The organism is Pseudomonas sp. MDT1-16, from assembly GCF_054898115.1.
Genome location: NZ_CM142717.1, coordinates 2,902,151 through 2,921,201, shown reverse-complemented (window position 1 = coordinate 2,921,201; position 19,051 = coordinate 2,902,151). Strand labels below are relative to the sequence as shown.

Annotated in this window: 19 protein-coding genes; 6 read left to right on the top strand and 13 right to left on the bottom strand. The window is 61.2% G+C overall.

Annotation, left to right across the window (positions count from 1 at the left end):
* Positions 1 to 67: 67 nt before the first annotated feature.
* The 13 genes from ACYZT3_RS13340 to pedF all read right to left on the bottom strand — a co-directional run bounded on the left by ACYZT3_RS13340 (position 68) and on the right by pedF (position 13,496).
* Positions 68 to 1,795 (bottom strand): PAS domain-containing hybrid sensor histidine kinase/response regulator, encoded by a 1,728-nt coding sequence (locus tag ACYZT3_RS13340; protein WP_462032255.1) that lies wholly within the window; start codon positions 1,793 to 1,795, stop codon positions 68 to 70.
* A complete protein-coding gene (gene ercA, locus ACYZT3_RS13335) occupies positions 1,779 to 2,942 on the bottom strand; it encodes an alcohol dehydrogenase-like regulatory protein ErcA (protein ID WP_282380336.1) in 1,164 nt (387 codons plus the stop codon). Before ercA ends, ACYZT3_RS13340 begins: the two co-directional genes overlap by 17 nt.
* A gap of 90 nt (positions 2,943 to 3,032) precedes the next feature.
* Complete coding sequence (pqqE, locus tag ACYZT3_RS13330; RefSeq protein WP_282380338.1) at positions 3,033 to 4,175, bottom strand: pyrroloquinoline quinone biosynthesis protein PqqE; 1,143 nt, start codon at positions 4,173 to 4,175, stop codon at positions 3,033 to 3,035.
* Positions 4,153 to 4,425 carry a pyrroloquinoline quinone biosynthesis peptide chaperone PqqD gene (gene pqqD, locus ACYZT3_RS13325; protein ID WP_282380340.1) on the bottom strand — a complete coding sequence of 91 codons (273 nt, stop codon included), beginning with the start codon at positions 4,423 to 4,425 and terminating at the stop codon, positions 4,153 to 4,155. The genes pqqE and pqqD overlap by 23 nt, the downstream gene beginning before the upstream one ends.
* Positions 4,422 to 5,174: a pyrroloquinoline-quinone synthase PqqC gene (gene pqqC, locus ACYZT3_RS13320; RefSeq protein ID WP_462032254.1), complete on the bottom strand. Its 753-nt coding sequence runs from the start codon at positions 5,172 to 5,174 to the stop codon at positions 4,422 to 4,424. Before pqqC ends, pqqD begins: the two co-directional genes overlap by 4 nt.
* 131 nt (positions 5,175 to 5,305) lie before the next feature.
* On the bottom strand, positions 5,306 to 6,220 hold the full coding sequence (gene pqqB / locus ACYZT3_RS13315; RefSeq protein ID WP_462032253.1) for a pyrroloquinoline quinone biosynthesis protein PqqB: 915 nt from the start codon (positions 6,218 to 6,220) through the stop codon (positions 5,306 to 5,308).
* Positions 6,221 to 6,275: 55 nt separating this feature from the next.
* Positions 6,276 to 6,347 carry a pyrroloquinoline quinone precursor peptide PqqA gene (gene pqqA, locus ACYZT3_RS13310; RefSeq protein WP_080672057.1) on the bottom strand — a complete coding sequence of 24 codons (72 nt, stop codon included), beginning with the start codon at positions 6,345 to 6,347 and terminating at the stop codon, positions 6,276 to 6,278.
* 259 nt (positions 6,348 to 6,606) lie between these two features.
* On the bottom strand, positions 6,607 to 8,127 hold the full coding sequence (gene exaC, locus ACYZT3_RS13305) for an acetaldehyde dehydrogenase ExaC (protein WP_462032252.1): 1,521 nt from the start codon (positions 8,125 to 8,127) through the stop codon (positions 6,607 to 6,609).
* Positions 8,128 to 8,350: 223 nt separating this feature from the next.
* Positions 8,351 to 10,126 carry a PQQ-dependent methanol/ethanol family dehydrogenase gene (locus ACYZT3_RS13300; RefSeq protein WP_282383421.1) on the bottom strand — a complete coding sequence of 592 codons (1,776 nt, stop codon included), beginning with the start codon at positions 10,124 to 10,126 and terminating at the stop codon, positions 8,351 to 8,353.
* Positions 10,127 to 10,439: 313 nt separating this feature from the next.
* Positions 10,440 to 11,378, bottom strand: a complete 939-nt coding sequence (locus ACYZT3_RS13295) for a quinoprotein relay system zinc metallohydrolase 1 (RefSeq protein ID WP_282382150.1) — start codon at positions 11,376 to 11,378, stop codon at positions 10,440 to 10,442.
* 16 nt (positions 11,379 to 11,394) lie between these two features.
* Complete coding sequence (locus ACYZT3_RS13290; protein WP_282382147.1) at positions 11,395 to 12,156, bottom strand: quinoprotein dehydrogenase-associated SoxYZ-like carrier; 762 nt, start codon at positions 12,154 to 12,156, stop codon at positions 11,395 to 11,397.
* Positions 12,153 to 13,031 carry a substrate-binding periplasmic protein gene (locus ACYZT3_RS13285; RefSeq protein WP_282382144.1) on the bottom strand — a complete coding sequence of 293 codons (879 nt, stop codon included), beginning with the start codon at positions 13,029 to 13,031 and terminating at the stop codon, positions 12,153 to 12,155. Before ACYZT3_RS13285 ends, ACYZT3_RS13290 begins: the two co-directional genes overlap by 4 nt.
* Before the next feature lie 3 nt (positions 13,032 to 13,034).
* Positions 13,035 to 13,496: a cytochrome c-550 PedF gene (pedF, locus tag ACYZT3_RS13280; protein ID WP_282382141.1), complete on the bottom strand. Its 462-nt coding sequence runs from the start codon at positions 13,494 to 13,496 to the stop codon at positions 13,035 to 13,037.
* Positions 13,497 to 13,772: 276 nt separating this feature from the next.
* Between pedF and ACYZT3_RS13275 the strand changes: the two genes are divergently transcribed.
* The 6 genes from ACYZT3_RS13275 (at position 13,773) to ACYZT3_RS13250 (ending at position 18,864) form a co-directional block, all read left to right on the top strand.
* The gene (locus ACYZT3_RS13275) at positions 13,773 to 14,957 is read left to right on the top strand and encodes an ABC transporter substrate-binding protein (protein WP_462032251.1); all 1,185 of its coding nucleotides are present in this window, start codon (positions 13,773 to 13,775) and stop codon (positions 14,955 to 14,957) included.
* 39 nt (positions 14,958 to 14,996) lie between these two features.
* A complete protein-coding gene (locus ACYZT3_RS13270) occupies positions 14,997 to 15,956 on the top strand; it encodes a YVTN family beta-propeller repeat protein (protein ID WP_282382135.1) in 960 nt (319 codons plus the stop codon).
* Complete coding sequence (locus tag ACYZT3_RS13265) at positions 15,953 to 16,684, top strand: ABC transporter ATP-binding protein (RefSeq protein ID WP_282382132.1); 732 nt, start codon at positions 15,953 to 15,955, stop codon at positions 16,682 to 16,684. Before ACYZT3_RS13270 ends, ACYZT3_RS13265 begins: the two co-directional genes overlap by 4 nt.
* The gene (locus tag ACYZT3_RS13260; RefSeq protein ID WP_282382129.1) at positions 16,681 to 17,472 is read left to right on the top strand and encodes an ABC transporter permease; all 792 of its coding nucleotides are present in this window, start codon (positions 16,681 to 16,683) and stop codon (positions 17,470 to 17,472) included. The genes ACYZT3_RS13265 and ACYZT3_RS13260 overlap by 4 nt, the downstream gene beginning before the upstream one ends.
* A gap of 115 nt (positions 17,473 to 17,587) precedes the next feature.
* The gene (locus tag ACYZT3_RS13255; protein WP_282382126.1) at positions 17,588 to 18,145 is read left to right on the top strand and encodes a PQQ-dependent catabolism-associated CXXCW motif protein; all 558 of its coding nucleotides are present in this window, start codon (positions 17,588 to 17,590) and stop codon (positions 18,143 to 18,145) included.
* Between the two features lie 56 nt (positions 18,146 to 18,201).
* On the top strand, positions 18,202 to 18,864 hold the full coding sequence (locus ACYZT3_RS13250) for a response regulator transcription factor (RefSeq protein WP_140894404.1): 663 nt from the start codon (positions 18,202 to 18,204) through the stop codon (positions 18,862 to 18,864).
* Positions 18,865 to 19,051 lie beyond the last annotated feature (187 nt).

Here is a 19,051-nt window from a genome sequence, read left to right as displayed (position 1 = left end):
GCAGTCGTAAAACCATACGGCGCGGTGTCTCAGGAAAATCGCATCCACCGGATTGACGACTGCATCGCTACCCCAGCAACTGACTCAACACCGCGCGCAACTTGCCGGGTTTCACCGGTTTGTTCAGCAGCGGTGCGTCGAGTCTCTGCAATGAGCGCCGACACTGATCCGTGCGGTCGGCAGTGATGATGACCGCCGGAATCACCTGTTTGTAATGCTCGCGCAAATGCCTGACCACATCACAGCCCACCACTCCGTGATCGAGGTGGTAGTCCGCCAGAATCAATTCTGGTGGTCGCCCCTGCAAGGCCGCCAGTGCGGAGAACTCATCTGTGGCCGTCACCACCTCGCAGCCCCACTGCCCGAGCAGCGCGCTCATGCTTTCGAGGATGCTCACTTCGTTGTCCAGGACCAACAAACGTCGGCCCGGCAATGGATTGCCGGTGCCCGGCAGTGGCGCGGCCAGACTGATCGGTAGCGGAACCTCATGGGAAATCGGCACGTCGATGCTGAACACCGAACCGCGTCCCGGCCGTGAATGAACCTGGATTCTGTAGTTAAGGATCTTGGCGATACGCTCAACGATCGCCAGCCCCAGGCCCACACCCTTACGGTCGGCGGCGCGCCCTACATCCAGTTGGTTGAATTCCAGGAAGATCGAATCCAGTCGATCCGCCGCGATCCCGCGCCCGGTGTCCCAGACTTCCAGGCGCAGCATTTCACCCCGGCGTCTGGCACCCAGCAAGATGCTGCCCTCGTCAGTGTAGCGACAGGCGTTGCTGAGGAAATTGCGCAGGATCCGCGTCATCAGGCGCAAGTCAGTACTGATGGCGTAATCGCCCATGTGCACCCGCAGGTTCAACCCTGCAGCTTGGGCCACTGACTGGAACTCCGACACCAACGGCGCGAGCAATTCGTCGAGACGGTACAGCGCAATGTCCGGTTTGACCGCCGCCTGATCGAGCCGGGAAATATCCAGCAAATCGGTGAGCAAATCTTCCGCCCCTTCCAGCGCCTGGTGAGTACGCTCCACCAGCACTTGTTCGACGTCGGGCAGCTTGCGCTCGCGCAGGGTGGAGATCAGCAAACGCGCGGCGTTGAGCGGCTGCAGCAGGTCGTGACTGGCGGCGGCGAGGTATTTGTCCTTACTGCGATTGGCGGCCTCGGCGGCGTCTCGGGCATCGCGCAACGCTTGGGCAATCTCTTTACGCTGGGTGATCTGCTGTTGCAGGTTGCGGTTGGCTTCCAGCAACTCGTCAGTGCGCGCGGTGACACGCTGCTCCAGTTCGTCGTTGAGTTGCTGCAGGCGCTGCTGGGCGAGTTTGCGTTCGGTGATGTCGGCGACAAACCCCTCCACCAGCCCTTCCTGATCGGGCTTGAGCAACAGGTTCATCAGCACGTCGAGGCTGCTGCCATCCTTGCGCCGCAATTGGGTTTCGTACCCGAGCAGGCTGCGCTCGCGCTTGAGCATTTCACCGATGTTTTCCAGCTCTTGAGCACCACCGACAAACAGGTTGCTCGCCAGGTCGGCCAGTGAGAACAGCACCTCTTGCGGGTTCTGATAGCCAAGCATCCGCGCCAGTGCCGGGTTGGCGGCACGCATGCCTTCCAGAAGGCTTGCCTGGAAGATCCCATGGACCGCGTTTTCGAACAGCCATTTGTAGCGATTGCGCTCGGCTTCCAGCTCGTCAAGGCGCGCGGCCAGTTCCGGGTAATGACTCTTGCGCGCCGAATGGCTGCCTAATCCCAGTAACCCCGCCAGCGCCCGTTGCTGTTCGTCAGAGGGCTTCGCCATAAACGACCTCGACATCACGCTGACTGGACTGGCGCGGGTTGGTCAGGATGCACGGGTCGTGCATGGCGTGTTGCGACAGGAACGGAATGTCCGCAGTGCTGACCCCGTGCAGTCCCAGGGTTTCGTGGAAGCCGATCGCATGTTTCAGGGCGATCAGATGTTCAACCAGACGCCCGCAAATCTGCCGGTGATTCAAGCCACGGCAATCGATGCCGAAGGTCTCGGCGATGATCTTGAAACGTTCCGGTGCCGAGCTGTAATTGAAGGCCACCACGTGTTCCACCAGCACGGCGTTGCACAAACCGTGCGGCAGATCGAGAAAACCGCCCAGGCTGTGGGACATCGCGTGCACCGCGCCGAGAATCGCGTTGGAGAACGCCAGCCCGGCCTGCATGCTGCCGAGCATGATCTTCTCGCGCAGGGCGATGTCGTTCGGGTTGGCGATCATCTGCACCAGGTTGCCGTTGATCAGACGCATCGCTTCGAGTGCGTGGGGATCAGTCAACGGCCCGTGACCGGTGGAAACAAACGCTTCGATGGCATGCACCAACGCATCGATGCCGGTACAGGCCGACAGGAACGGGTCCATGCTCAGAGTGGTTTCCGGGTCGATCAGCGACACGTCCGGCACCACCGCCTTACTGACGATGGAGAACTTCATGCGTTCTTGCTGGTTGGAGATGATCACGAATTGCGAGACATCGGCTGAGGTCCCGGCCGTGGTCGGAATCAGGATCAGCGGCGGGCTCGGGACACGGATGGTGTCCACGCCTTCGAATTCGAGGATGCTGCGCCCATGGGCGACGACAATGCCAATGCCTTTGCCGCAATCCATCGGGCTGCCGCCACCGACGGCCACGATCACATCGCAATGATTTTCCCGGTACAGATCGGCGCCGAGCATCACTTCTTCGACCCGAGGGTTGGGCGAGACCGCGCTGTACAGGAAATACTCGATGCCCTGGGCTTGCAGACTGGCCTCGACATCGGCGACCCAACCGGCAGCAATCACACCGGGATCGCTGACCAGCAGCACCTTGCGGGCGCCAAAGGTTTTGGCGCAATTGCCGACGTTGTGCCGGCAGCCGGCACCAAAGATGATTTCAGGCGAAACGAATTTACGCAGCTGGCTGAGACTCTGGCTCATTGGAAAGCCTGTTTTTATTGTTTTGGAAGGTAACGTTCACACTAAAGCATCCGGCTGTGAATGCAATCAGACCAATGGGTAGCCCTGGGCTCAGCCTCGATAGATCAGTCGCGAAGCCTTCTCGTTACGCAATGTCAGGTGTTCCATGCCCAGCCCCGGGGCCTCGGCTTCCTCGCGGGCCTTGAGAATCAAGCCGTGGTGCGGGGACTTGCTGCACACCGGGTCAGCGTTGGCGGCATCACCGGTCAGCATGAAGGCCTGGCAGCGGCAGCCGCCCAGATCCTTGTGCTTTTCATCGCAGGAGCGGCACGGCTCTTTCATCCAGTCATCGCCACGAAAGCGATTGAAACCGAAAGAATCCGTCCAGATGTGCTCGATACTGTGCTCGCGCACGTTGGGAAACTGCACCGGCAACTGTCGGGCGCTGTGGCAAGGCAATGCCGTGCCGTCGGGGGTGATATCGAGAAACAGATTGGCCCAGCCGTTCATGCAGGTCTTGGGGCGCTCTTCGTAGTAATCCGGGGTGACGAAAATCAGCTTGCACGGGTGGCCCTGCGCTTCAAGACGCTCGCGGTATGAGTGGGTGATGCGCTCGGCGCGCTGCAATTGTTCGCGGGTGGGTAACAGGCCAGCGCGGTTGAGTTCAGCCCAGCCATAGAACTGGCACGTCGCCAATTCGACGAAATCTGCCTCCAGCTCCAGGCACAAGTCGATGATCTGCGCGATCTGGTCGATGTTGTGCCGATGGGTGACGAAGTTCAGCACCATCGGATAGCCCTGCGCCTTTACCGCGCGAGCCATGGCGAGTTTCTGGGCGAAGGCTTTGCGCGAACCGGCGAGCATGTTGTTTACCGCTTCGTCGGCAGCCTGGAAGCTGATCTGAATGTGGTCCAGCCCCGCGACCTTGAAATCGCGGACTTTCTGCTCGGTCAGGCCGATGCCCGAGGTGATCAGGTTGGTGTAGTAACCCATGTCCCGGGCGGCTTTGATCAGCTCGGCCAGGTCCTGACGCACCAACGGCTCGCCGCCGGAAAAGCCCAGTTGCGCGGCGCCCATCTCCCGGGCCTCGCGGAACACCCGAATCCATTCCTCGGTGCTCAATTCCTCACCCTGCTGGGCGAAGTCCAGCGGGTTGGAGCAGTACGGGCATTGCAGCGGGCAACGATAGGTCAACTCCGCCAACAGCCACAGCGGCGGCCCCGGGCGCGAGTCACTCGATCCAGAATTGAGCATGGGCCACCTCCAGAAACGCCAGCACGTCCTCGTCGATCCCCGGTACGCCGGGAAAACTCGCAGACAGTCGATCAATGATCGCCGCAACGCTGCGCCGGCCGTCCACCAGATCGAGGATCTGCCCGGCACTGGTGTTGAGTTTGATCATGCCTTCAGGGTACAGCAGCACGTGACAGTCCTGACGAGGCTCCCATTGCAGGCGAAAACCCCGGCGCAGCGACGGTGATTGCTCGCGGTTGATCAGGCTCACAGGGCAATCCCCCGGTGCCAGACGTTTTCAGTGGTGACGGTGTGATACGGCGGGCGTTCCAGCTCGTAGGCCAGGCTCATGGCGTCGAGCATGCTCCACAGTACGTCGAGCTTGAACTGCAGAATGTCCAGCATGCGTTGCTGGCCTTCGACCGTGACGTAGTGCGCCAAGGTGATGCGCAAACCATGCTCTACGTCGCGCCGTGCCTGACTCAGGCGAGTACGGAAATAGTCATAACCGCCGACATCGATCCACGGGTAATGGGTCGGCCAGGCATCGAGCCGGGATTGGTGAATCTGTGGCGCAAACAGCTCGGTCAACGAACTGCTGGCGGCTTCTTGCCAACAGGCGCGGCGGGCGAAGTTGACATAGGCATCCACGGCGAAACGCACACCGGGCAACACCAGTTCCTGTGAGAGGATTTGCTCGCGATTCAGCCCCACCGCTTCGCCCAGCCGCAGCCAGGCTTCGATGCCGCCTTCGCTGCCGGGTGCGCCGTCGTGATCAAGGATCCGTTGCAGCCATTCCCGGCGCACGTCGCGGTCTGGACAGTTGGCGAGAATCGCTGCGTCCTTCAGGGGGATGTTTACCTGGTAATAGAAGCGATTGGCGACCCAGCCTTGAATCTGCTCGCGACTGGAGCGCCCGGCGTACATGGCTTGGTGGAACGGGTGATGAATGTGGTAATAGGCGCCTTTGGCGCGCAGCGCCGCTTCGAATTCGCTGGGGGTCATTGCGGTGTCAGTCATTGCGGTTCTCCTGGAAGCTCTGCTGTTTTTGGTCCAGCGCCTTCGCGGGCAAGCCTCGCTCCTACAAATTCGATGTGATCTGTAGGAGCGAGCGGTGCGGCGATCCGACTTGCCCGCGAAAGGGCCCTCCGCTACAGCACAATACTCATGCCGTCATAGGCCACTTCAATCCCGTGTCGCTCCAGCAATGCCCTTTCGGCCGAGTCTTCATCGAGGATCGGGTTGGTGTTGTTGATGTGGATCAGCACCTTGCGCTGGCGGGTGAAACCTTCAAGGATTTCGAGCATTCCGCCAGGGCCGCTTTGCGACAGGTGACCCATTTCACTGCCCAGGTTCTGGCCGACTTCGCAGATTCGCATCTCGTTGTCGCGCCACAAGGTACCGTCCAGCAACAGGCAATCGGCGCGTTGCATCCAACTCAGGACTTCGTCGTCGACTTGACCCAGGCCTGGCGCATAGAACAGTGAGGCGCCGGTGCGCCGGTCTTCTACAAACAGCCCGATGGTGTCGCCCGGCTGCGGATTGCCGCGATTGGGCGAGTACGGCGGTGCGTTGCTCACCAAGGGGATTGCACGAAATTGCAGGTGTTCGCAGGCCGCGATGCTGAACGGCTCGCGGTCCAGTCCGACCGGTTGCCACTGCAACCCGCCGTTCCAATGTTTGAGCATGGTGAACAAGGGGAAGCCGCTGCTCAGGTCTTCATGCACGCGTTCGGTGCACCAGACCGAATGCGGGCAGCCTTCGCGCAGACTCAACAGGCCGGTGCAATGGTCGATCTGGCTGTCCATCAGGACGACGCCGACGATCGCGGTATCACGCACCCGGCGCGCCGGTTGCAGCGGCGCGAAACTCTCGAGTTGCGCGCGAATGTCCGGTGAAGCATTGCACAGCACCCAATCCACACCGTTGTCGCTCAGGGCAATCGAGGACTGGGTGCGCCGTTGCGCCCGCAGGCTGCCATTGCGCATCGCGGCGCACTGGCGGCAGTTGCAATTCCATTGCGGAAAACCACCGCCAGCGGCGGATCCGAGAACGCGAATGTGCATGGGCAATGCTCCAGAAGGCAGGCCCGGCCAACGCAACAGCTGGCCGGGTGAACAGTCAGCGGTTGGCGAAATACATCGTCACTTCGAAGCCAATGCGCAGATCGGTAAACGTGGGTTTAGTCCACATGGGTCAATCCTCTTCTTATGCCGGACGATTCCGGTAAAGCCATTAATGCACGAGGTGCCAGGCACCCGAATGCTACTTTCGAACGAGGTGGCGGCGTGCATTGGTAGGGGGTGTTGCGGGGTTTTCTAGTACACACAAAACCAATGTGGGAGCGAGCCTGCTCGCGAAGGCGGTCCGACAGTCAACATCAATGTTGAATGTGCAGGCCTCTTCGCGAGCAGGCTCGCTCCCACAGGGGATTGCGGTGTTCTTGCGGGGGTTAGAAGAACCCCATCGGATTGATGTCGTAGCTCACCAGGAGGTTTTTGGTCTGCTGATAGTGATCGAGCATCATCTTGTGGTTTTCACGGCCGACACCGGATTTCTTGTAGCCACCGAACGCGGCGTGGGCCGGGTACAGGTGGTAGCAGTTGGTCCAGACACGCCCGGCCTTGATCGCCCGACCCATGCGGTAAGCGCGGTTGATGTCGCGGGTCCACAGACCGGCGCCGAGGCCGAACTCGCTGTCGTTGGCAATCGCCAGGGCTTCGGCTTCGTCCTTGAAGGTGGTAATACCCACCACCGGGCCGAAGATTTCTTCCTGGAACACGCGCATTTTGTTGTGGCCCTTGAGCAGGGTCGGCTGGATGTAATAGCCGCTGGACAGGTCGCCTTCGAGGCGCTCGGCCGCGCCGCCGGTGAGCAATTCGGCGCCCTCCTCCTGAGCAATTTTCAGGTACGAGAGGATCTTGTCGTATTGCTGCTCGGACGCCTGGGCGCCGACCATGGTTTCGGTGTCCAGCGGGTCGCCGCGCTTGATCTTGACGATCTTCTTCATCACCTCGGCCATGAACGGCTCGTAGATCGATTCCTGCACCAGCGCCCGGGACGGACAGGTGCAGACTTCGCCCTGGTTGAAGAACGCCAGCACCAGACCTTCGGCGGCTTTCTCGATGAACTGCGGTTCGGCGTTCATGATGTCTTCGAAGAAGATGTTCGGTGATTTGCCACCCAGCTCCACGGTGCTTGGAATGATGTTCTCGGCGGCGCAATGCATGATGTGCGCGCCTATCGGGGTGGAACCGGTGAAGGCGATCTTGGCGATGCGCTTGCTGGTGGCCAGCGCCTCACCCGCTTCGCGACCGAACCCCTGGACGATGTTCAGCACACCGGCCGGCAGCAAATCGGCGATCAGTTCGGCGAAGACCATGATCGACAGCGGCGTCTGCTCGGCGGGTTTGAGGACCACGCAGTTGCCGGCGGCCAGGGCCGGGGCGAGTTTCCACGCGGCCATCAGCAGCGGGAAGTTCCACGGAATGATCTGCCCGACCACGCCCAATGGCTCGTGGAAGTGATAGGCCGTCGTCAACTCATTGATCTCGGCGGCACCGCCCTCTTGAGCGCGGATGCACCCGGCGAAGTAACGGAAATGGTCGGCGGCCAGCGGCACGTCGGCGTTCAAGGTCTCGCGCACGGCCTTGCCGTTGTCCCAGGTTTCGCTGACGGCGAGGATTTCCAAATTCTGCTCGATGCGGTCGGCAATTTTCAGCAGCACCAGGGAGCGGTCCTGCGCCGAAGTTTTGCCCCAGGCATCGGCGGCGGCATGGGCGGCATCGAGGGCTTTTTCGATGTCGGCGGCGCTGGACCGAGGGAACTCGGCAATCACTTCACCATTGACCGGCGAGGTGTTGATGAAATATTCGCCATTGACCGGGGCGACGAACTCACCGCCGATGAAGTTGCCGTAGCGCGCTTTGAACGTAACGACGGCGCCGGGTGTTCCAGGTTGTGCGTAGATCATGGTGGGCCTCTGTCTGGGTCGATGCCTGTCGGGCAAACAGGCGATGAACCGATAGTAGAGAGCCCCGCGTGCCAGACGAATGCGCCGTTGGCAGGGGGACTCTCGTTATTTGGTCGTAGGAGCGAGGCTTGCCCGCGATCGGGGCACTGCGGTCATCCAGTCAGACCGCGGCGCATTCTTCGCGAGCAAGCTTCGCTCCTACAGGGATACAGGTTTGCTCTGATCAGTGTTTGGCAACCAGGTCTTTCGGCAACTTGAAGGTCCAGAGCATGCCGCCCTGGTTGAAGTCCTTGATGCGCTTGGCCACTTCGCCGCCCCACAGCGGAACAGCCCCCCCCCAACCGGACAGCACCGAGACGTACTGTTCGCCGTCCATTTCCCAAGTCACAGGCGAGCCGAGTACGCCGGAGCCAGTCTGGAATTCCCAGACTTTCTCGCCGGTCTTGGCGTTGAATGCCTGCAGGAAACCTTCCGGCGTACCGGTGAACACCAGGTTGCCTTTGGTGGTCAGCACGCCGCCCCACAGCGGTGCGAAGTTCTTGTGGCGCCAGACTTCCTTGCCGGTTTTCGGGTCGATGGCGCGCAGCACGCCGATGTAGTCTTCATTCAACGGTTTGATGGTGAAACCGGCACCGAGGAACGCCGCGCCTTTTTTGTAGGCGATGCCTTCGTTCCAGATGTCCATGCCCCACTCGTTGGACGGTACGTAGAACAGCCCGGTGTCCTTGTTGTAGGCCATCGGCATCCAGTTTTTCGCGCCGAGGAATGCCGGGGCTACGAACACCGAACTGCCCTTGGCTTCGGTACCCGGTGCGCCTGGTCGGCTGGCTTCGTTGTAGATCGGCCGGCCCTCTTTATCCAGGCCAGTGGCCCAGGTGATCTTGTCCACGAACGGGAAGCCGCGAATGAATTTGCCGTTGGTGCGGTCCAGCACGTAGAAGAAACCGTTGCGGTCAGCGGTCGCGGCGGCTTTGATCTCTTTGCCGCCTTCGGTGTAGTTGAACGAGACCAGCTCGTTCACGCCGTCATAGTCCCAGCCGTCGTGAGGCGTGCTTTGGAAGTGCCACTTGATGGTGCCGTCGTCCGGGTTCAGCGCCAGACGCGACGACGAGTAGAGGTTGTCGCCAGGACGCAGGTGCGAATTCCACGGCGCCGGGTTGCCGGTGCCGAACAGCAGCAGATTGGTTTCCGGGTCGTAGTAACCGCCAAGCCAAGGCGCCGCGCCGCCGGTTTTCCAGAGATCGCCAGGCCAGGTCTTGCCGGCTTCGCCGCCGGAGATGCCGTTCTCTACCGCTTTGCCATCCTTGTAGGTGTAGCCCATGTGGCCTTCGACAGTGGGCCGGGTCCACAGCAGGTCGCCGTTTTTCGGGTCGTAGGCTTCGATTTTGCCGACCACCCCGAACTCGCCACCGGCCACGCCGGTGATCAGTTTGCCGTTGATCACCAACGGCGCGGCGCTGATCGAATAGCCTTCCTTGTGGTCGGCGACTTTCTTGCTCCAGACGACTTTGCCGGTGTCCTTGTTCAGGGCCACGAGCTTGGCGTCGAGGGTGCCGAAGAACACCAGGTCGCCGTACAGCGCAACACCACGGTTGATCACGTCGCAGCAGGGACGGATGTCATCGGGCAGGCGCGCATCGTATTGCCAGAGTTTTTTGCCAGTGCGCGCATCCACCGCAAACACCCGCGAATAGGAACCGGTCAGGTACATGACGCCGTCCTTGATCATCGGCTGTGCTTGCTGACCGCGTTGTTTTTCACCGCCGAAGGAGAACGCCCAGACCGGCCGCAAGTCCTTCACGTTGTTGACGTTGAGGGTGTCCAGCGGACTGTATCGTTGACCCTGGACGCCCAGACCGTTGGTGACGATCTGCTCCGGGTTCTTGGGGTCCTGGAGGATGTCTTGATCAGTGACGCCGGCCAATGCCGAGCCAGACAACAGCATGGCACTGAGCAGCACACTCAAGACGAAGGGTTGGCGACGTGCGGGTTGGGTCATGACGGCTACCTCTGCGGTTTTTGTTATACCCGGGAAATTTTCCCGGTCTGGTGCAGATTCTTGGGCGCCGCCGCCCTTGGAACAATTGCCCGCAGTGCTGAGATTGCTAGTTCCTTAGTACCGGGTCAGGATGCTACCCCGTCAGGGCTCACCTCGACCTGTAGCAGCTGGCGGAGCCTGCGTTCGGCTGCGTAGCAGTCGTAAACCCGACTTGCACGGTTTTCCTGATACACCGCGAACTCTGATTTCACGACTGCTGCGCAGCCGAACGCAGGCTTCGCCAGCTGCTACAAGGGGTTGTGTCGCCGCAGGGTCATTTTTCTGCAGCGGAATCGACCCGGGTCATCTGCCCACGCTCGTAACGCGGATACAGATGGCTGACGCTGCGGATCAGCTCGTAACGACTCAGGCTGATGCCAGCAAAACGGTCGGGGATGGGGCTGCGGATCATCTCGGCCATGTCGCTGCCGTTGGCGGCGCCGTCGCGCATGAGCTGATCGAGCCAGGTGAGGTAGTCGCGCATCTGTTCGAACGGCTGTTGATCCGTGGCCACCGGGCCGTGGCCGGGAACGATGAGCGTCCAGGGCAAGCCTTGAAGTGTGGCAATGTCCGCCAGCCACACCGACAGCCCCGGACTGTTGGGCGTGGTCAGCGCCCGTTGATAAAACACCAGATCCCCGGCAAACAACACGCCGGTTTTCTGGTCGAGAATAGCCAGATCCGCGCCAGTGTGCCCACCCAGGCCCAGCAGACGAAAATCGTGATCCCCAAAACTTCGCACGCCGGGCGTCAGCGTTTCGGTCGGCAACACCACTTCGGTGCCGCGCATCCAGTCACCCACCAGTCGATACAGGTTCTCGGCCATGGCATCGCCCTGCTGATGCAGCAGCTCGGTGGTGCCGGCCAGCGCGCCGATCGGCACGTCACTGAAGGCCTGGTTGCCGAGAACATGATCAGGATGATGATGCGTCAGCAGCACCTCAATCACCGGTTTATCGGTGGTCGCGGCAATCGCCTTGCGCATCGCTTCGCCGTAGCGTTTCGACGGCCCGGTATCGATCACCACCACACCGCGTTCGGTGACGATGAACGCGGTATTGACGATGTTGCCGCCGTTGGCCTTGTCAAAATTGTCAGTGCTGCCTTCCAGCAGCCACGTGTCTTCGGCGATCTGTCGGGGCTTGAGTGAATACTCGAGCTCGGCCAGGGCCGGCAGGCTCAGGCTCATGAACAACAGCAGCATCCAGCGCATCACGCGCTCCTTTGGGTCAGGGTATGGCCGCATCGAATTGATTGCCGCTGTTGTCCCGCAGTAACAGGCGCGTCTGCCCTGTTCCTTCGATGTCGAAGGCCAGGTTGGGGTTTTCGCTGACGGCGGGAAACAGCTCAAGTCGGGCCAGCAGCTGATCGTTCTGATCCCGCAGTTCGGCATGGTTGATGAAGAACTCCGGGATGCCGCTGACCATGCCGTTGTCCATTGGATGCGCCACCTGCAGCCGCACGCGACTGAATTCGCCACGGGGATAACGACCGCCCAGCACTTCGCCGATGTGGTCTTCCCAGCCCGGCTGAGTACGCACCACACTCGGCGCCGTGCAACCGCCGCCCGCCGCATCGATCAGGGTCGAGCCGACATGCCACACCCCGTCACGGGTCAGCACCGCCGCACGCAATGGCGTGGCTTGCTCGATACGGATGCGGATCGACAGCCAGGGGAGCACCCGGTCCAGCGGCTGGAAATCGACGATTTTTGGCAAGGGGTTGAGTTCGGCCCAGGCGAGGATTTTCACCACCTCGCCCTTGAACGCCCGGGCGTCGATTTCCAGCGGCACCTGCCGGGCATCTTCGGCGAACGGCGGCGCCAGCAGCTTGACCCGGTCGTCGAACACGAACGGCGCATCGCCGAGCATCTGCTTGTGATAGAAGGCCCACATCACCGAGGGCACCGGGTCTTTGCCCGGGTCGATGTCCGCGGCGAGCGCAGCCAGGGGTAACCAGCAGGCCAACAGACAACTCGCTCGCCAGTTCACTGTTGATACATCTCGGGCACGTCATAGCGCAGGCCGTAATGACCATAAATGGTTTTGACGGCGCCCTCGCGGATCAAGGTTTCCAGCGCCTCTTCCACCGCATAGGCCAACTGACGGTTGCTTTCATGCACCGCCATGCCGATCTCCCAGAGCTGCTTGCCCATGTTCGGGTAGGCGTTTTCCGCCAGCGCCACTTGCGGGTCCGCCGCTTCATGCACTTGCCAGTCAATCTCGCCGCGCATGGCCATCACCGCGTCGACTTCACCGGCCTTCATGGCCGCGAAAGCCTGTGCCACACCAGGGTAGTGATGGGTGTTGCCAGCGAGCATGCCGCTGAATACCGAGGTCAGGTAGAACGACGGCACACTGTCGACTTCGACGCCGATCGGGTGGTGCTCGAACACGGCGACGCTGCCCACCTTATCCAGTCGGCGACGGTCGAAGGCGACCTGCCATTGTTCGTTCTGGTACGGCCCGAACATCACCACATGGCCGTTTTCCAACTCACCCAGTTCATTGCGCTTCTGCGCGTAATCGCGATCGTACGGCACGCGCATCATCAGGTCGGCCAGTTGCAGATCGTGCAACTGACTGGCACGCCAGATGTAATCGCGCAGGTCGTCATCGAGCTTCTCGCCGGCGGGCGCCCACATCAACGTCAGGTGCACACCGAGGGCCTTGGCTAACGCCTCGGCGAGTTCGACATCAACGCCGCGGGCCTGGCCGGCGTCTTCAAAACTGTAGGGGGCAAAGTCCTTGTAGACCGCCACTTTCAGCTCCCCGGCGGCGATCATTTCGTCATAGGTTCGGACCTGCGCCTGCACGGTCTGGCAGCACAGCAACACAGCGCTGATCAACACAGCGAGCAGGCGCATGGATTACTCCTCGACGTGAACGCTGTCCAGGTAAGTACGCACCGCCCACAAGGCTTCCTGGCTCAGGTAATCGGCCATCTTCGGCATGTAGACCCGGCCGTCACGCACGGCACCGTGGCGCACGCGTTCGACGAACCATTCATCACCCGCTTCGGCGACATCCAGCAGGCGCAGATCGGGGGCGATGCCGCCGGATTTGGCTTCCAGGCCATGACAGGCTGCGCAGTTCTGGTTGTAGGCCGAAGAACCGATCTCCACGGCCTTATCGTGTTCCGGGGAGGTGCGATACGGGTTCACCGCCGCCCACCCATCGCCATCAACCTGCACGCCGGCGTCTTTGATCGGGGTCAGGCCCAGGGTGGCGACAGCCTGAGGTACCACGTTGCCGTGGGCCCAGACGGAACCTGCGCTGATAAAACCGGCCAGCAGCCCGGCAATGAGTAAGGCGTTGCGTTTTGTTGTCATTGTTATGCCCTCTTGATTGCACGCAAAACCTCTTTGAAGAGGCTACGGCACCCATCTTAGGAAGGGCTTCGCGCAAACCCCATGCTGCTTTGGTGGCCGCCGTCTAATTCCTTGGTAGTAGGGCTTGTGGCGCACATCCAAATACAGCCGCGGATCGCTAAAACCACGCCGCCCCGGGCGAGTTACTACCTTGGTACTGACTCATTGGTACTTTCTGCATATTTCCTTCTGCCTCGCAGGCTTCCTATGCTGGCGCTACCTGTAATGGAGTGCCTTATGCGCCAGCTTGCCCCTTACGCCCTGATTTACCTGTTGGCGATTGCCTGCGCCGCCGGGTTGGCGACCCAGAGCCAGGCCGCCGATGCGCCGTTCCAGGTGAAAATTGGCTACCTGGGTTATCGCCCCGACCCGGGCCCGTTGCTGTCGAACATCATTCCCGAGCCGGTCGATGCCGGGCTGCGTGGCGCCGAACTGGCGATCACCGACAGCAACAGCACCGGGCGTTTCCTCAACCAGAGTTACAGCCTGGTCAGCGCCAACGTCGACAAACCGGATGCCCTGGTCGAAGCGGCCAAGGCCCAGCATGAACAGGGTCTGCGTCTGTTTGTGGTGAATGCACCGGCGCAGAGCCTGCGCCGGCTCAGCGCCGTGCTGCCCGACAGCTTGCTGTTCAATGCCGGCAGTCCCGATGACAGCCTGCGCAGCACCGATTGCCTGCCGAACGTGCTGCACAGCCTGCCGAGTCGGGCGATGCTCGCCGATGCGCTGGCGCAATTTCTGGTGGTACGCAAATGGCAACGGGCGCTGCTGATCGTCGGCCCGACCCCGGACGATCAAGCCTATGCCGCCGCCCTGCGCCGCGCCGCCAAACGCTTCGGGTTGAAACTGGTCGCGGAAAAAACCTGGAGTTTCGACAACGATCAGCGTCGCAGCGCCCAGGCCGACATGCCGTTGTTCACCCAGACCGCCGAGTACGATGTGGTGCTGGTGGCGGATGAACGCGGTGATTTCGGCGAATACGTGCCCTACCAGACCTGGTACCCACGGCCGGTCGCCGGCACTCAGGGCCTGACCCCGGTGGGCTGGCACAAAACCGTGGAAACCTACGGCGCCGCCCAGTTGCAGAAACGCTTCGAAGCCATGGCCGGGCGCTGGATGAATGACCGCGATTTCGCCGCCTGGATCGCCGTGCGCAGCATCGCCAGTGCGGTGAGCAAGTTGCGTCAGACCGATCCGATGGCGATCCGTACGCTTGAAACCAGCGATCAATTGCCGCTGGATGGTTTCAAGGGTCGCAAGCTCAGCTATCGGGCGTGGAACGGCCAGTTGCGCCAACCCATTCCCATCGTCCAGCCCCGCGCATTGGTCAGCACTTCGCCACAGGACGGTTTCCTGCACCCCTTTAACGAGATGGACAGCCTGGGCTACGACAAGCCCGAGGTCAGCTGCAGCTTTCCCTGATCCCACCTCCACAACAACGACAATAAAAAGGAATCCGCCATGCGCCGCACCCTGCTCTCTTGCGCCCTGCTGCTTGCCGCCGGGCACGCCGCGGCCAGCACCGCCTGGGTCTCCAACGAAAAGGACAACAGCCTGAGCCTGATCGACCTGCAGACCCTGCAAGTCACCGATACCCTGCCTGTCGGCCAGCGCCCACGCGGCCTGCTGCTGTCCCACGACAATAAGCTGCTGTACATCTGCGCCAGTGACTCGGATCGGGTCCAGGTGATGGACGTCGCCACGCGCAAAATCATCAAGGAACTGCCCTCTGGCAAAGATCCTGAGCAGTTCGCCTTGCACCCCAACAATCGCTGGCTGTACGTTTCCAACGAAGACGATGCGCTGGTGACGGTGATCGACACCGAAACCTCCAAGGTGCTGAGCCAGATCAACGTCGGCGTTGAACCCGAAGGCATGGCCGTCAGCCCCGACGGCAAGTGGGCGGTGAACACCAGCGAAACCACCAACATGCTGCACTGGATCGACACCAGCACCCAGACGCTGGCCGACAACACTCTGGTGGATCAGCGGCCGCGCTTCGTCGAATTCACGCCTGATGGTTCCAAGCTCTGGGCCTCGGCGGAAATCGGCGGCACGGTGACCATTCTCGATGTCGCGACCCGGCAGATCCTCAGGACCCTGACCTTCCAGATCAAGGGCGTGCACCCGGATAAGGTTCAACCCGTGGGCATCAAACTCAGCGCCGACGGCAAGTACGGTTTCGTCGCCCTCGGCCCGGCCAATCATGTGGCGGTGATCGACGCCAAGACCTTCGAGATTCTTGATTATCTGTTGGTCGGACGACGGGTCTGGCAGATGTCATTCACCCCGGATCAACGGCAACTGCTGGCCACCAACGGTGTCAGCGGCGACGTGTCGGTGATCGATGTCGACAGCCTCAAGGTCACCCAATCAATCAAGGTCGGGCGCTATCCGTGGGGCGTGGTGGTGACCCCATGAACGCACTGGAAGTCAGCGACCTGAGTTTCGCCTATGGCGCGCGCGAGGCGTTGCGTCAGGTGAGTTTCAGCTTGGCACCCGGACGTTTCGCGGCGCTGCTCGGGCCGAACGGCGCGGGTAAATCGACGCTGATCGCCCTGCTCACTCGTCTCTACGATGTGCAGCGCGGTGACATCCGCGTCGGCGGTTGTTCGCTGCGTAACGCGGCGCGTCCGGCGCTCAAGCAACTGGGTGTGGTGTTTCAGCAAAGCACCCTGGACCTGGACCTCAGCGTCGAGCAAAACCTGCGTTATCACGCCGCGCTGCATGGGATGTCCCGGCGTCAGACCGGAATCCGGGTCGACGCCGAACTGGCCCGTCAGTCCCTGACTGAACGCCGTCGCGAGCGGGTCCGCGAACTCAATGGCGGCCACCGTCGCCGGGTGGAAATCGCCCGCGCCTTGCTGCATGAACCGCGCCTGCTGCTGCTCGACGAGGCCAGCGCCGGCCTCGACCCGGCCAGCCGGCTGGCCCTCAATCAGCACATCCGCAGCCTGTGCCGCGAGCAGAACATCAGCGTGCTCTGGACCACCCATTTGCTGGATGAGGTGCAGCCCTGCGACGACTTGCTGATTCTCCATCAAGGCCGGCTGGTGGCCAGCGGGCAGGCGGATGCCTTGAGCCAGGAACATGGCGGCGATCTCGGGTCGGCCTTCACCCGCCTGACAACATCAGGAGTCGCCCTATGAATGCTTATTGGCAATGTTTCAGCGGCATCGTGCTGCGTGAATGGCTGCGCTTTGTGTTGCAGCACACGCGGTTTCTTAGCGCGCTGGTGCGGCCGTTGCTGTGGTTGCTGGTGTTCGCCGCCGGTTTTCGCGCCGCTCTCGGGATCGCGATCATCGAGCCCTACGACACCTACATTCCCTATGAGGTCTACATCATCCCCGGGCTGGCCTGCATGATCCTGCTGTTCAACGGCATGCAAGGTTCGCTGTCGATGGTCTACGACCGGGAAATGGGCAGCATGCGCGTGCTGCTGACCAGCCCCCTGTCCCGCCCCTTTCTGTTGTGCAGCAAGTTGTTGGCCACCTCGCTGATCTCGCTGTTGCAGGTCTATGCCTTCCTGGCGATTGCCTGGCTGTACGGTGTGCAACCACCGGCCATGGGCTTGTTGATTGCATTACCGGCGTTGCTGCTGGTGGCATTGATGCTCAGCGCACTGGGCTTGTTGCTGTCCAACGCCATCCGTCAGCTGGAGAACTTTGCCGGGGTGATGAATTTCGTGATCTTCCCGCTGTTTTTCCTGTCGTCGGCGCTGTACCCACTGTGGAAAATGCGCGAGTCCAGCGAGTGGCTGTACGGGTTGTGCGCGTTGAACCCGTTCACCCATGCGGTGGAGCTGGTGCGGTTTGCCCTGCATGAACGCTTCAATCCGTTGGCATTGGCGGTGTGTGTGGGGCTGACATTGTTATTCGCTCTGCTCGCCGTGCTCACCTTCAACCCGCAACATGCGGCATTGCGCAAATCCAGCTAACAACACAGAACAGGACGAAATTACTACTTTAGTACTGCTTTACCTGTCTATCGTCGCATTCCCAACGCACCGAGACTGGCATGTAATGGGTTCATAACTATAAGGATTGAACCCCATGCCGCGTGCCCGACGTCGTCTGCTGCGCCCTTCTCTCGCTGCGCTATCGCTAAGCCTGTTGCTGGGCGTCGCGCAGGCCGAAACACCGCTGTTCTCAGCCGACGGCTATCGCATCGGTCTTTACCGCAGCCCGACCCCGAATCAAGTACAGGGCGCCGGCATCATTGACACCGCGGCCCTGCAAACCCTGCTGACCCAGACGCCCCGTCCGGTGCTGATCGACGTCTACCGCCGGCAATGGCTGCAAGGACGTTTCATCGAGGACCAGCCCCACGAAAACCTGCCCGGCAGCCATTGGCTGGCCAATACCGGCGACGGTGACCTGACGCCCGACTGGCAGGACTATTTTGCGCATAAGCTGAACACATTGACTGCAGGCGATCTCGCGCAACCGCTGGTCTTCTATTGCCGCTCCGATTGCTGGCTGAGCTGGAACGCCGTGAAACGCGCCGCCGCCATGGGCTATAAGACGCTGTACTGGTATCGCGACGGCCTGGACGCCTGGCAGGCAGCCAACCTGCCCGTAGCGCCCGCCCAGCCCGAGCCCTTTCCCTGATCTTTACGCGGGCGCGTTGTTGCCACACCCTAATCAAAATAATGAGGTGAAAGGCTATGTACAAAATTCTGATTGCCGACGATCACCCGCTGTTTCGCGAAGCCATTCATAACGTCATCAGCGATGGTTTTCCGGGCAGCGAGGTGATGGAAACCGCCGACCTGGACAGCGCCCTGGCGCTGACTCAGGAACACGACGACCTGGACCTGATCCTGCTCGACCTGAACATGCCCGGCATGCACGGCCTCAATGGCCTGATCAACCTGCGCAACGAGGCGCCGACCATTCCGGTGGTGATCGTCTCGGCCGAACAGGACAAACAAGTCGTGCTGCAAGCCATCACCTATGGCGCGGTGGGTTTCATCACCAAATCCTCGCCACGGGTGCAGATGACCGAGGCCATCCAGCAGATTCTCAACGGCAATGTCTACTTGCCGCCGGACATCATCCGCACGCAAAAATGCGGCTCACGACGCATGAACGATGCCCCGAGCTTCCCACCGGAGCTGCTCCAGGCCTTGACCCGCAAGCAATTGCTGGTGCTCGAACGCATGACCAAGGGCGAGTCGAACAAACAGATCGCCTACACCCTGGAAATCGCCGAAACCACGGTGAAGGCCCACGTCTCGGCGATCCTGCGCAAACTCAATGTGCACAACCGGGTGCAGGCGATTTTGAGTGCCGGCGACATTGATTTCGGGTCGTATTTGCGGCGTTGAAACACGTTTACTGTGCTGAGTGGCATGCCCTAATGCCGATCAGTTAAGGGGAGTTTACGGCGACACACTCCCTGTAGCAGCTGGCGAAGCCTGCGTTCGGCTGCGCAGCAGTCGTGAATTCAGACAATGCGGTGCTTCAGGAGGACCGCGCCTTTAGGGTTTACGACTGCTGCGCAGCCGAACGCAG